Raw genomic sequence first — 14,068 nt, 5'->3', positions numbered from 1 at the left:
TATTGATACTACAATTAGAAGAAGCATTAAATGAAGTAAATAATCTTAAAGAAAATTTAGCGGAAGTGAGGGTTTCTCTTTGACCTTGCATCTCTTAAAAAAAATCTTCATGAATTAGAGATGAAAATGCAGGAACAAAACTTTTGGGATGATGTAAATAGGGCTCAAGAGATAACTCAAAATGCTAAGGCTATTAGTGATAAAATAGAAAAATTTGATTCAGTAAGTGAAAAAGTTGAAGATTTGGAAGTTTTAATACAGCTTAGTATAGAAGAAGAGGATGAAAGTTCTTACAGAGAAATTAAAAAAGAATTTAAGGAATTAAGTGATATTGTTGATAAGTTTAAAATAGAAATACTACTATCTGGTGAGTATGATAAAAATAATGCTATTGTAGCCCTTCATACCGGTGTAGGTGGTAATGATGCTCAAGACTGGACAGAAATGCTCTATAGAATGTATACAAGATATTGTGAAAAACAGGGCTTTAAGGTTGAAGTATTAGATTATATACCGGCAGATGAGGCGGGAATTAAAGGTGTTACTTTGAAAATAAGTGGAGAATATGCCTATGGATATTTGAAGGCTGAAAAAGGTGTCCATAGACTTGTTAGAATATCTCCATATAACTCTAATGGTAAACGCCAAACATCTTTTGCTGGATGCGAAGTCTTACCTGAGCTTACTGAGAGCCAAGACATTGAAATAAGGCCAGAAGATTTGAAAATCGATACTTATAGATCTGGTGGGGCTGGAGGACAGCATGTTAATAAAACAGAATCAGCTATAAGAATCATGCATATACCAACAGGTATAGTAGTTCAATGTCAAAATGAAAGAAGCCAGCATACTAATAAAGAGTATGCCATGAAAATGCTTAAAGCAAAACTTATCGATTTAAAAGAAAGAGCACATAAAGATAAAATAGAAGATTTAACTGGAGAAGTTAAAGATAACAGTTTTGGTAGTCAAATACGCTCATATGTATTTCATCCATATAATCTAGTAAAAGACCATAGAACAAGTGTAGAAACTGCGAATATAAATGCTGTGATGGATGGAGAACTTGATGAGTTTATAACTGGATATTTAAAGCAAAACAAATAGAAATGATACCTCTAGGAACTTTACCTAGAGGTATTATTTTTATATAAAAAAATAATTAATATATTTATTTCATTATTTTCTTTTATATTAAAGATAAAGAAGATAAGTTTTATGGATAAGAACTATAGAGGTTATAAATGAATATTATAGAATTAGTATGTGGATATCTTTAAAAGATAATTATGTAATCTATTTTCTATAATATTAGATCAACATAATTCACCTATAGACTAGTTATTTCATTTAAGATGTATAACTTCAACTTGCATATATGCAAAATATATGTTAAAATATTCTAAATTTTGATTCAGGAGGAATAACTGTGATTTTAAAATATCAGTTAATAAATTACACAATTCATCATCATCATTATTAAGACTTGATTTATGGAAAAAAATTAGCCATAGATACAAGTCTATTAATGTTACTAGGATATTGTAACTATGGTGATGATAAGATAAATACTAAATTATCAGCTCTATAGGTACAGCACCTATAGGGTTTTTTTATTATAAAAATTTATAATTTATTGGAGGGAAAATAATGAGTAAAGAAATTGTAAAACCATCTATACTACCAGGGTTTATGGAATTATTACCACAAGATCAAATATTGTTTAATAAAATCCTTGAAAAAATACAAAAGGTTTATGAGAGATATGGATTCATACCTATGGATACGCCGGTGATTGAAAAATCAGAGGTTTTATTAGCTAAAGGGGGAGGAGAAACAGAGAAGCAAGTTTATAGATTCAATAAAGGAAGTAGTGACTTATCTTTAAGGTTTGATTTAACAGTTCCACTAGCAAGATATGTAGCTGAGCATATGTCAGACTTAACTTTTCCATTCCGTAGATATCAAATAGGAAAGGTGTATAGAGGAGAGAGAAATCAAAAGGGACGATTTAGAGAATTTTATCAATGTGATATTGATATTATTGGTAATGGAAAATTAAATATTATAAATGATGCAGAAATTCCAAGTATAATTTTTTCTATATTTAATGAAATAGGATTGAAAGAGTTTAAAATACACATAAATAATAGAAAAATAATGAATGGTGTTTTTGAGCATTTTAAAGTTTTAAATAAAGTAGAAGCTTTAAGAATTGTTGATAAAATAGACAAAATTGGTACAGAGGCAGTTGAGTCAGAATTAGAAAAAATAGATATTCCTATTGACAATATTAAAAAAATTATCGAGTTTATTAATATTAAAGGAAATAATGATGAAATATTAAATTCTCTTAAGAAGCTAGAGATTTCAAATACTTCCTATATTGAAGGAGTAGAAGAACTTTCAAAAGTAATCCACTATATGAGATGCTTTGGAGTATCAGATAAGAATTTTATTATAGATCTAAAGATTACTAGAGGATTAGATTACTATACAGGTACTGTTTTTGAGACTATGCTAGATAAGTATCCACAAATTGGTTCTGTATGCTCTGGTGGTCGTTATGACAATTTAGCAGAATATTATACTAAGGAGAAACTTCCAGGGGTTGGGATATCCATTGGTCTTACAAGACTTTTTTATCAACTAAAAGAAGCTGGAATTATAGAAAGTAAAGGAGTTTCAACATTAACAGAGGTTTTAGTAATTCCAGTAGATGATTCTCTAGATTATTCTATTAATGTTGCTAGTAAACTAAGAGAGGAAGGAATTATTTCTGAGGTGTATTTTGAGGAAGGAAAAATATCTAAGAAATTGAATTATGGAAATAAACTAGGTATATCAAATATAATTTTAATTGGAAGTGAAGAAGTGAAAAGTAATATATTAACTTTAAAAGATATGAATACTGGAAATCAGTATAAGTTAACTCTTGATAAAATAATAGAAAAGATTAAAAATTAGATAAACAATAAGAATTTCAAATTTATATGTGGAGTGCAAAAGGAAATAATAATCTATTATTTTCTTTTACACTCCTTATTTTAAATATTACTATTAGTAACATACAAAATAAGGTAAGGTTAAAAAAATAAGGTTAATATAATTTGAAACTATTCTAAATCATTATTTTATAAGGATATTTTAAACTATATTAAGGAATTTATAGGATTTTTAAAAGGTGTTTTTCTAGAGATGACAGAATATAGATGTTAAATGGAATTTAAGGGGGAATAGTTTTGAATGTTCTTGTTACATTAATGTCAATTGTATATATAATAGTTATTTTATGTACAATTGTTATGGGAGTATATGGTTTTATATTGTTTGTTAAACTTGCTCGTAGAGGGATTAAAGCCCTTGATATTTATATAGATGAAAAAATAAATAGTAAAGATAAAATTAATAATTAATTTTAGAAAATGAAGATGATGAAACAATGCATTAAAAAGTTTTAAAGTCATGTGATTGCCAAATGTTAATAGATAAACTAAGTATATTTACTAGAATTTTATTATGGTAGTAAAGAAGTTATTTATTTTAAATTTAATTATAAAGATTTCCATTTAAGAAATAGGATCTTAAATTTCTTAAATGGAGATTTTCATTCTTATTATGATTTCGTACTATTTAAAAGATCCTTAACATTTTTTGTTGCATCCAATAATGGACTAATTGACTTATCATAGTTTAAATTATCTATTATATTTGCTATAAATTGAGATATATCAACCTCTTTAAACCATTTAGAATCTTTAACATTTTGAGGAATGTAGGTCAGATTTGTTGAGTATACTTTATTTATTAATCCTTTTTCGTAAAACTCATTAAATTTATCAATACCCTCAGTGAATAATGAAAAGGTTGTTGATACATATATTTTTTCAGCTTTGTGCTTTTTAAGTTCTGTTACTATATCAAATATAGATTCTCCAGAAGAAATCATATCATCAACAATTAATATATTTTGTCCTTCTATACTTCTACCTATATATTCATGTTGAACAATTGGATTTTTACCACTAACTACTTTTGAATGATCTCGCCTTTTATAGAAAAGACCAATATCAAGACCAAGTACACTAGAGTAATAGATAGCTCTATCCATTGCACCTGTATCAGGACTTATTACAAGCATTTTTGTCTTATCTATAAGCAAATCTTTTTCTTCTTTTATAAAAGTTTTAAGAATTTCATATGTAGGATAAAGATTATCAAAAGATATTAATGGTACAGCATTTTGAACATTAGGATCATGGACATCAAAGGTAATTATATCACCAACACCTAATCTTTCTAGCTCTTGGAGGGCAATAGCACAATCTAATGACTCTCTAACCTTTCGTCTATGTTGTCTTCCAGCATATATTAGTGGCATTATAACAGTAATCCTTCTTGCTTTACCGCCTATTGCAGATAAAACTCTCTTTATATCTTGAAAATGATCGTCTGGGCTTTTATGATTCTTAAATCCAAACATTTCATAGGTGCAACTATAATTTCCAACATCACATAATATATAGATATCTTTACCTCGTACAGTATCTTCTAATACGACTTTACCTTCACCATTAGAGAAGCGAACTTCATTAGTAGGAATGAGATAAGATTTTCTACAAGTATTACCATCATTGAAATTATCGTATAAGTCATTTTTTCTTTTTTCTATTAAATAACTATCAATTTTATTGCCTAGTTCACCACTACTTTCTAAGGCTATAATTCCTAATTGTCCATGAGGAATAGAGATTGGTGAGTTTATATTCATAATATCATCTCCTTTAAGTATTAAAAGCTCTTTACTTTTCTTTTGTATTAATTTTCAATCTAGGTGTTTAAGAAATTAAAAATATAATCTCTAAAATACTATAATTTACAATTATTCGTTATTTATTTCATCTCCTCCAAAGATTAAATAAGCATATAGCTTAGCTATAAGCAAGAAAAATACTATAGTACCTAAATGAGAATTGTATTTATTGTAATAAATATATAATCCTCTATCAAAAATAAATAATATTCCTAATAGTATATTTAAAATACTTTGCAATACATAATGTTTAGAATTATTTTTTTTATGCAACAATTCTATTGATAGTTTTATTAAATAAGACAATGTTGCTATAGCATATACAATATAAGATATATGGTTAAAGGAAATTTTATCTACTATGATATACAATAAAGAGCCTACTAATAAAGATAAGGCTATACTTTCTATAACATAAATCTTAGTTTTATTCTTCACATTTTTTATTCCTTTAAATATATCTATTAGCACTAAAACTGCTAATAAAATCAATAAAAAATTCAATGTTTTTAGAATCATAGTTCAACCTCTCATAGCTTGATAATTTTCAAATAAAATATAATAGAATAATTTAAAAGTACTGTAGTATAGTTATTTATTCTTTATAAATTGTATTTATCCTTTAAAACACTAATAAGTTATAGAGGTGTGCACCATTATAAAGAAGCATTAGGCTATCACATGTTTTCTTATAATAAAAAACTAGCAATTTTATTGCTAGTCAACGATATAATTTAAAAAGTTACTTTTATTAGAATAAAAATTCTTATTTAATGTTCATGTTTTCTATAAAGATAAGAAAATAAAAATACACCTAATATGGATCCTGTAAATACTTGTTTATTATAATAAACTAAAGGATTATACTTATAATAATTTTTAATTAATTCCTGAGATATTACGTTAAAGCATCTTTTTATTGCATCTTCATCTATATATTCAACTTTATCTTCAAGAGTATGAATTCTAGATAAATCATAATCTGATAATGTTACTGCTTCTATATTATTTCGTCTAAAACCTTCATGGTCACTAGAATTTTCAAATAGATAATTAAAGTATATTTTTTCTTCTTCAAAAATTTTAGATAAATCTTTTATTAGTGAAGTTTCCTTAGTATCTTTATCCCCACCCATAATACAAAGAGGTACACCTTTAAGGCTCCCTATCATATCAAAGTTATAAAGCTTGCTTTCTGCAATTTTATCTTTATATTTATTTAAAAATTCATTTGAACCAATACAACCAAACTCTTCTGCATTAAAGGCTACGAATAAAATATCTCTATCAGCTTTTCCTAGCTTTTGAATATAATTTACCATTTCTAAAAGAAAAGCAGTACCGGAAGCATTATCTAAGGCACCATTATAAACATTTCCTAAGATATCTTGTCCCATATGATCGAAGTGGCAAGATAAAATAATAGGACTTTTTTTACTATCAGCACCTTTTATATATCCCATAACATTATTTACATTAGCTTGAGAAATTTCATAAGGTATATATACATATATAGAATTACCCATATTTAAAAAATCATTTAATCTTTTTAACTCTTGCATCTTCATCTTTATATATAAATCAAAAGGAGAATAAACCATAAAAGAACTTCTAAAGTTTAAGTCATCAGTATCTGTAGCATAAAACACTATTGAAGCATTATCAGTTTTAATAACTAAGGTTTCATTATTATTATTTTTAATATGACTTTTATCAAAGGTTGCTTCATTTACTTTAAAGTTAATAAAATCTTCTTTATACTCTACTCCATAATCAAATTTTTCAATTATATTATTATTACTATCCATTACTAATAATGAAGGATCATCCTCTAATACTTTAGGATATTTAATGCTAAAAGATTGTAAAAAAGAATCATCAAAAGGAATTAAATTATTTTTTATAAATTTATCTTTTATGAACTTTTCAGTTATTTGATTTTCTAGGGTTCCTGCCAATCTTCCTTTTAAATCATCATGAGATAAATATGCTATAGTTTCTTTAACATTTGAAGTATTAAAGTTATATATGTTAAAATAATTTTGGAAACTTAAGGAAGACAAAACAAGGGAAACACAAAGTAGATAGCGTACAATAATTTTTTTCATAACACTCTCCTAATAAAAATATTTCTTATTAATAATATGTATGTGTATAATAAGGTATGATAGGAAGTGTATAGATAATTCACAATGCACAGTTCACAATTAAGGAGGAAATTATTTTTAGCAAAATAATTTCTATTATGTGGCGAACACTGTTCGCCGCTACAGGATCAATTTTAAATTTCTCAGTAATCGCTGAGAAATATCTATAATTGTGCATTGTGAACTGTGAATTAAATTAAGTTGTGAATTATATTAGTAGTTTTTTAAAGAATTAATAATGGAGGTAAATGAATGAATTGTATTAATGAGAAACTTATAAAAGAACTTGGTTTAAGTAAAAGTCAAGTTGATAATGTTATAGAAATGTTAGATGAAGGTAACACTGTTCCTTTTATAGCTAGATATAGAAAAGAGAGAACAGGAGGTCTTGACGATATAGTTTTAAGAAGCTTTTCAGAAAGACTTAACTATCTTAGAAATTTAGAAGAAAGAAAAGAAGATGTTATAAGGCTTATAGATGAACAGGGAAAGCTTACAGAAGAAATAAAGACATCTCTTATAAAAGCTGAAACATTAACAGAAATTGAAGATATTTATAGACCATTTAAGCCTAAAAAGAGAACAAGAGCTACTATTGCAGTAGAAAAAGGATTAACTCCATTAGCAGAAGCTATATTTGAAGGTGAATTTAAAGGAGATATAGAAGCTTTAGCTAGCGAGTTCATAAATGAAGAAAAAGGTGTAAACGCTATAGAAGATGCACTAAATGGTGCTAAGGATATTATAAGTGAAAAGATTTCTGATGTAGCTGAGTATAGAAAGTATATAAGAACTTTAGTTTTTAATGAAGGCATTATTGAAACTAAAGGAGATAGTGAAGAAACTACACCTTATGAAATGTACTATGAATATAGTGAAGCTGTAAAATCCATTCCTTCTCATAGAATACTTGCAATTAACAGAGGAGAAAAAGAGAAAATACTTTCTGTTAAAATAAGCTGTGATATGGATAAGATTATAGAATATTTAAAAAGGCAAACTTTAAAACATAATAGTATAACTGATGAATTTATAGAAAAGTCTGTAGAGGATAGTTTAAAAAGATTAATATATCCTTCGATAGAAAGAGAAATTCGTTCAGAACTTACAGATAAAGGTGAAAATGGTGCTATAGATATATTTAAAGCAAATTTAAAAGCGCTACTTATGATTTCACCTATAAAAGGAAAAACTGTTATGGGATATGACCCAGGCTTTAGAACAGGATGTAAGATAGCAATATTAGATGAAACAGGGAAATTTCTAGATAATGTTACTGTTTATGCTACAGCATCCAGTGAAGATAGTATTAAAAAATCTATAAAAATCCTTAAAGAAATGGCTATAAAATATGATGTTGATGTTATTTCTCTAGGAAATGGTACTGCTAGTAGAGAATCAGAAGAGGTTTTAGCACAGGTTATAAAGGAAGTAAAAGAAGAGAATGGAAAGGATATATACTATGTAGTAGTTTCAGAAGCAGGGGCTTCAGTATATTCTGCTTCAGAGCTTGCTACTAAGGAATATCCTAACCTAGATGTAACTGTAAGAGGGGCTATATCTATAGGAAGAAGACTTCAAGACCCCCTAGCAGAACTAGTTAAAATTGATCCTAAATCTATAGGGGTAGGGCAATATCAGCATGATGTAACTCCTAAAAAATTAGATGAATCATTAAAAGGCGTAGTTGAGGATTGTGTTAATAATGTAGGAGTAGATCTAAATATAGCCACACCTTCATTATTATCTTATATTTCAGGAGTAAACTCTACCATTGCACAAAATATAGTAGCCTATAGAGAAGAAAATGGTAAGTTTAAAAATAGAAAAGAACTTTTAAAAGTAAAAAGATTAGGTGCTAAGGCTTTTGAACAATGTGCTGGTTTCTTAAGAGTTATGGAAAGTGAGGATCCACTTGATAATACATCTGTTCACCCAGAAAGTTATAAAGCAGCAAAAAAATTATTGGATATTTTAGGTTATAGTAAAGAAGAATTAAAGAAATTTAAGCTTAAGGATATAGATGAAAAAGTTAAAACTATAGGTGAAGAATCTTTAGCAGAACAAATAGAGGTAGGAGTTCCTACATTAAAAGATATAATAAAAGAAATTAAAAAGCCAGGTCGTGATCCAAGAGAGGAGCTTCCAAAACCAATATTTAAAAGCGGAGTAATTGAAATGTCTCAACTGAAACCTGAAATGATACTTATGGGCACAGTAAGAAATGTATCAGACTTCGGTGCTTTTGTAGATATAGGAGTGCATCAAGATGGATTAGTACACATAAGTCAATTAAGTGATAAATTTGTAAAGCATCCACTAGATGTAGTTAAAGTAGGAGATATAGTAGAAGTTAGAATACTAGAAGTAGATGAAAAAAGAAAAAGAATATCACTATCTATGAGAAAGTAATGAAGAAATAAATACTTAAATAAGACTTATAATAAAATTTGTATAAATTCAAATTTTATTATAAGTCTTTTTAAAATCTTCTTAGTTTAATATAAAAATAATCAAAATATTTTCTACCTGTATTATTTTCTTTAATTTACCATACAATATAGATGTTTACATAGATTTAAAATTGTTTACATAGATTTAAAATTTTTATATTATCAATCTTTAGTTTTAAAGAGCAAAATGGTGAATAATTGAGCAATATATCAAAAATAGATATAAATTTACGGAAATAGACTTTGATAAATTCAAATAGAAAATTAAGAAGATAATTAAGTTAAAATAGACAAATTTCGATATTGATTTCATCACTTAAAAGGAGTATTTTATATTTTGTTATGTAAAAAGAGAATTTATTAAAAGGTTTAAATTTATATAAAATAATAGAGTGTCTAAAATAACTAGTTAAATATAGGACGAATATTTTGCTGAAGATGCCTAGTTATAGAAATGAGGAAGGAGTTAATATGGGAGCATATTTACAAGGTGGAATTTGTTATAATATTATAATTTACAAACCAGATTTTGAAGATAGTAATTTAGAAGTTGATAAAGTTTTAAGAGCGTTAGATGAAAAAATTGATATGAGTTTGTATAATAAAAAAGAATCAGAAAAAATTATACTATATGTATTAAAAGAGGAAGTATTAATAGAAAATATAGAAGATTTTTTAAAGACTCAATTTCAATTCTATAATTTAGAAGATGAATTAAAAGAAGAAGTTTTAAATCCTATAAGAGAATGTGAAGATTTTGAAGAATTAGTAAGTTTAGCTAAAAAAAGAAATTATGATAATCTCGGTCATGGTAGTGTACTTGAACATATATATGTTGACTCAAAATATGATATTAGAGTTTGCTATGAATGTATAACCTTTTTTAAAGAGGGAAAAATGGTTCTTGAGAATAACACGAACTTTTTAGTGTACATAGAAAATTTAATTAAAATATCTTCAAAGTATAACAAATTAGGAAGTACAGTTAAAGTATTTATAGAATAGATAAATTTATTGTAGATATTGCTTAAGCTGGAATATAGATAGACTACTTTTAATCAATGGAGAATTGAAAATGGACAATTGACAATTTTGGTGGAAATTAGTTTTAATAAAACTAATTTCTTTAACTAATTTTTTTACTAGCAATACAATTGCTAGTTTTTTTCTTTTCAAATTACTTCATAACTCCAAAGATAAATTAATTTTAAATTTCTCAGCTATTGCTGAGAAATATCCAAAATTATGAATCGTGCATTGTGAATTGCGAAATCAATAGTACTTATATCTATGAAAACTGATTTTTATTAGATATAAAATATGATTAGAAGCTTTATGGCCTATTTGATTTATATACTTTAAATTAAAAAATAATCAATAATATGTATGTTTTTAAAAGAAAGTGACATAATATAGGAGAGAGGATTATAGAGCTCTGTAATTAGCTCGATTATATACGCAATAAATGAGTTTTAGTAAATAACTTTTGGTAGAAGTTATTTACTATTTTTTTATCTATCTTAAATAGGCATCTTCAAGAAATAACTAGTCAGTATGCTAGACTATTTTGTGCCACACTTCATTGTTAGAACCCACTGATAGTAGCACTATCAGTGGAACCTTCCTCTTTGTATGACACAAAATATTCGTCGCATCTTTGACTGGTTATTTATTTCAGATGCCTAAAATCTGATGAAATTTTATTATTTTTTATATCATTTTTGTTTTTCATTAGCGTTTTAATGTTCTCTTGTTTGTAACAGAAAATAGCTAATATAGTTATTGTGGTTATTGATGTTATTGAAAGAACCACGATGCAAAGGATGATATTACCCATTATATCACCTCCCGTAAGCTTTAATAAGCCCTATATACAGAGGAGGTAATTACGTATATAATATTGTATCTAAATTGTTATATCTAAATTATGGGACAAAATCTAAATAAATATTCAAATAATTATAACTAATTATCATTATTCTATTGAGGAATTTTTGATTTTGGTATATAATTAGATTGTGAAAAAAATATTTTGATACTCTTCAGGGCGGGGTGTAAGTCCCCACCGGCGGTAAAGCCCGCGAGCCGAGAGGCATGATTCGGTGAAACTCCGAAGCCGACAGTATAGTCTGGATGAAAGAAGATTGTGTAAGAATTATTCTGCCCTGACGTATTTTTATATGTCAGGTTTTTTAATTTTTATATGATTCCTAGAAGTTGTATAAATTTGGGAGGTATTTAAAATGAGAAAAAATTTTACATTAGATAAGATGATTAAACTTTCATTATTATCAGCAATTGCTTTTATACTTATGTATTTTGATTTTCCGGTATTACCGACTTTTCCATGGCTTAAGATGGATCTTAGTGATGTACCGGCATTAATGGGAGCATTTGCTTTTGGACCATTAGCTGGGGTAATAATAGAAGCTTTTAAGAATGTATTAATATTAATACTAAAAGGAACTCATACTGGATTTATTGGAGAATTAGCAAATTTTTTAATTGGGATTTCATTAGTTTGTCCAGCAGCATATATTTATCATAAGAATAAAACTATAAAAACAGCATTAATTTCAATGAGTGTAGGTCTTATATCTATGGAGATAGTAGGTGTGCTTGCTAATGTATTTTTATTAATTCCACTATATATGCCAGATATGCCACAAGGTGAACTAATAAAATATGTAATGTATGGAATAGTGCCATTCAATGGAATAAAAGCAGTAATAGTTTCAGCACTTACATTTATATTATATAAAAGAGTTTCTGTATCAATATTTAAAGTGGAACCTATGGCTAAAAAATTAGATAGAAAAATAAGCTAGGATTTTATCCTAGCTTTTTATATGTCGTGAATGAGTTATATTATCTTATTAATATTTTAGTCACTGTTAAAAAATAATAAATATTCTAAAAGGATTTTTTACTTACTGAGAAATTTATGAACATTTTAACATAAAATAAAAAACCGTGATGATTATTCACGATTCTTTAAATATCTCTTTTCCACATTATAAGTCCATCTTCTTTATTATCTTCGTAATAACCTTTTCTAATCCCTTCAACTTTGAATCCATGACGTTCATAAAGTTTTTGTGCTGCTATATTTGAAGCTCTAACCTCTAAAGTCATAGCAGTTACACCTTCATCTTTACATATAGATTCAAGACTATCAAGAATTATATGACTATAGCCCATCTCCCTATATTCTGGATGAAGAGCTATATTAGTTATATGAGCCTCCTCAAAAATAATCCACATTCCACCAAAACCAATAACTTTATCATTATTTTTTAAAGTTACATAGCGAGCAAATTTATTAGTTAATTCTTTTTCAATGGATTGTAAACTCCAAGGAATAGGAAAGCTTAATGATGATATTTCTTGAACATATTTAGTAGTCTTAGCATTCATTAATTCAGTATATAGACTATCCATTACTTTTCATTCTCTCTTCATATTCTCTTTCTGCTTGAGAAAGTCTTAAATAAATTGGAGCAGTAGCATATATATCATCTTGTATTCCATCACTTAAATATTTTATGCCTATTTGTCCTAAAGAAGCTGCTCTTGCTAAATTTAGATGGGATGGAGCGAAATTAATATTTTCTAATTCATTAGAAAGCTTTTCTTTAAATTTATAAGTTCCATCACCTATGAAATATATAGATTCATCTTTTTCCTTTAAAGTAGTTATAAGCTCATCAAGAGAAATTACCATAGGCTCAGTTAATGATATAAGATTGTTATCTTCAAATTTGTATAGGGCAGTATATACATTTCCTCTTAAAGCATCCATAATAGGGCATATAAGTCCATTAGCATAGAATAAGTTATTTGCTAAACCGTCCAGTGTAGAAACACTTATAAAAGGTTTTTTAGAAGCTTGAACCAACCCTTTAATAGTAGCCATACCAACTCTAAGACCAGTGAAAGAACCAGGACCTTTAGAAACTACAAATCCATCTATATCATTTATATTTAATGAGGTATTTTTTAAAACCTCATCTATCATTGGCATAAGAATTACAGAATGTTGTTTTTTATAGTTAAAGTTTATTTCTCCAATTAATTTATCATCTTCTAATATAGCTACAGTAGCACATTCTGTTGCACAATCTAAGCTTAAAATTCTCATAGTGTTAACTCCTTTATATAGTCATATCTTAAACCAGTATAATTTATAGTGACTCTTCTGCAACAAGAGCCTAATTGTGGAATTTTTTCTAAAACAATTGTTAGACTATCTTCAGGGATTAATTCTTCAATATAATTTGCCCATTCAATAACACTAACTCCATCACCAAAAATATATTCATCAAAGCCAATGGCTGCAATTTCGTCAGAATCATTAACTCTATAAACATCAAAATGGTAAAATTTTAATCTCCCATTATCATATTCATTAACTATATTAAATGTAGGACTTGTAATGTTGTCCTGTATATCTAGTCCCTTTGCAATACCTTTTGTTAAGTGAGTTTTACCCGTACCTAGATCACCTATAAGGCAGATAATATCCCCACTATTGCAAAGCTTACCTATTTGAACACCTAGTCCTTCTGTCTCTTCTATAGTATTAACGATAAATTCCATTAAGTTCACCTCATTTAATATTTTAGCCCAAAAGCAATAAAAAGAAAAGGCAATAG

The 14,068-nt window shown here is 27.1% G+C and carries 12 protein-coding genes and 1 riboswitch; of the genes, 6 read left to right on the top strand and 6 right to left on the bottom strand.

Annotated elements, in window-relative coordinates; translation table 11 throughout:
* The first annotated feature begins 2 nt into the window (after window positions 1–2).
* From prfB to ACWPW7_RS00990, 3 genes are all read left to right on the top strand, one after another.
* Window positions 3–1,107, top strand: a protein-coding gene (prfB, locus tag ACWPW7_RS01000) for a peptide chain release factor 2 (protein WP_454052042.1) whose coding sequence is annotated in 2 segments (ribosomal slippage) — window positions 3–80 and window positions 82–1,107 — 1,104 coding nt in all. Because the reading frame shifts where the segments join, the coding sequence is not laid out codon by codon here.
* A 543-nt stretch (window positions 1,108–1,650) separates the two neighbouring features.
* A complete protein-coding gene (gene hisS, locus ACWPW7_RS00995) occupies window positions 1,651–2,967 on the top strand; it encodes a histidine--tRNA ligase (protein ID WP_454052041.1) in 1,317 nt (438 codons plus the stop codon).
* 275 nt (window positions 2,968–3,242) lie between these two features.
* Window positions 3,243–3,416, top strand: a complete 174-nt coding sequence (locus ACWPW7_RS00990) for a hypothetical protein (protein ID WP_291565440.1) — start codon at window positions 3,243–3,245, stop codon at window positions 3,414–3,416.
* 200 nt (window positions 3,417–3,616) lie between these two features.
* Here ACWPW7_RS00990 and ACWPW7_RS00985 read toward each other — a convergent pair whose 3' ends face one another.
* The 3 genes from ACWPW7_RS00985 to ACWPW7_RS00975 form a co-directional block, all read right to left on the bottom strand.
* Entirely contained in the window at window positions 3,617–4,771 is a 1,155-nt protein-coding gene (locus ACWPW7_RS00985) for a ribose-phosphate pyrophosphokinase (protein ID WP_454052040.1), read from the bottom strand.
* Between the two features lie 111 nt (window positions 4,772–4,882).
* Window positions 4,883–5,332: a hypothetical protein gene (locus ACWPW7_RS00980; RefSeq protein ID WP_454052039.1), complete on the bottom strand. Its 450-nt coding sequence runs from the start codon at window positions 5,330–5,332 to the stop codon at window positions 4,883–4,885.
* 251 nt (window positions 5,333–5,583) lie between these two features.
* Window positions 5,584–6,921 carry a M28 family metallopeptidase gene (locus tag ACWPW7_RS00975; RefSeq protein ID WP_454052038.1) on the bottom strand — a complete coding sequence of 446 codons (1,338 nt, stop codon included), beginning with the start codon at window positions 6,919–6,921 and terminating at the stop codon, window positions 5,584–5,586.
* Window positions 6,922–7,212: 291 nt separating this feature from the next.
* Here ACWPW7_RS00975 and ACWPW7_RS00970 point away from each other — a divergent pair, with 291 nt between their 5' ends.
* The 3 genes from ACWPW7_RS00970 to ACWPW7_RS00960 all read left to right on the top strand — a co-directional run bounded on the left by ACWPW7_RS00970 (window position 7,213) and on the right by ACWPW7_RS00960 (window position 12,241).
* Window positions 7,213–9,372: a Tex family protein gene (locus tag ACWPW7_RS00970; protein ID WP_454052037.1), complete on the top strand. Its 2,160-nt coding sequence runs from the start codon at window positions 7,213–7,215 to the stop codon at window positions 9,370–9,372.
* 512 nt (window positions 9,373–9,884) lie between these two features.
* The gene (locus ACWPW7_RS00965; RefSeq protein WP_454052036.1) at window positions 9,885–10,418 is read left to right on the top strand and encodes a hypothetical protein; all 534 of its coding nucleotides are present in this window, start codon (window positions 9,885–9,887) and stop codon (window positions 10,416–10,418) included.
* A 1,029-nt stretch (window positions 10,419–11,447) separates the two neighbouring features.
* Window positions 11,448–11,562, top strand: a riboswitch (FMN riboswitch).
* A gap of 94 nt (window positions 11,563–11,656) precedes the next feature.
* On the top strand, window positions 11,657–12,241 hold the full coding sequence (locus ACWPW7_RS00960) for an ECF transporter S component (RefSeq protein ID WP_454052035.1): 585 nt from the start codon (window positions 11,657–11,659) through the stop codon (window positions 12,239–12,241).
* A 166-nt stretch (window positions 12,242–12,407) separates the two neighbouring features.
* Here the strand turns inward: ACWPW7_RS00960 and rimI are convergent, their stop codons facing one another.
* Genes rimI through tsaE form a run of 3 tightly spaced genes read right to left on the bottom strand, consistent with a single transcriptional unit; the run spans window position 12,408 to window position 14,012 of the window.
* A complete protein-coding gene (rimI, locus tag ACWPW7_RS00955; RefSeq protein WP_291567233.1) occupies window positions 12,408–12,854 on the bottom strand; it encodes a ribosomal protein S18-alanine N-acetyltransferase in 447 nt (148 codons plus the stop codon).
* On the bottom strand, window positions 12,847–13,554 hold the full coding sequence (tsaB, locus tag ACWPW7_RS00950) for a tRNA (adenosine(37)-N6)-threonylcarbamoyltransferase complex dimerization subunit type 1 TsaB (RefSeq protein ID WP_291567235.1): 708 nt from the start codon (window positions 13,552–13,554) through the stop codon (window positions 12,847–12,849). Before tsaB ends, rimI begins: the two co-directional genes overlap by 8 nt.
* Complete coding sequence (gene tsaE, locus ACWPW7_RS00945) at window positions 13,551–14,012, bottom strand: tRNA (adenosine(37)-N6)-threonylcarbamoyltransferase complex ATPase subunit type 1 TsaE (protein WP_454052034.1); 462 nt, start codon at window positions 14,010–14,012, stop codon at window positions 13,551–13,553. The genes tsaB and tsaE overlap by 4 nt, the downstream gene beginning before the upstream one ends.
* Window positions 14,013–14,068: the final 56 nt, after the last annotated feature.

This window comes from Clostridium sp. Marseille-Q7071 (assembly GCF_965112025.1).
This window is presented reverse-complemented; position numbering and strand designations above follow the sequence as displayed.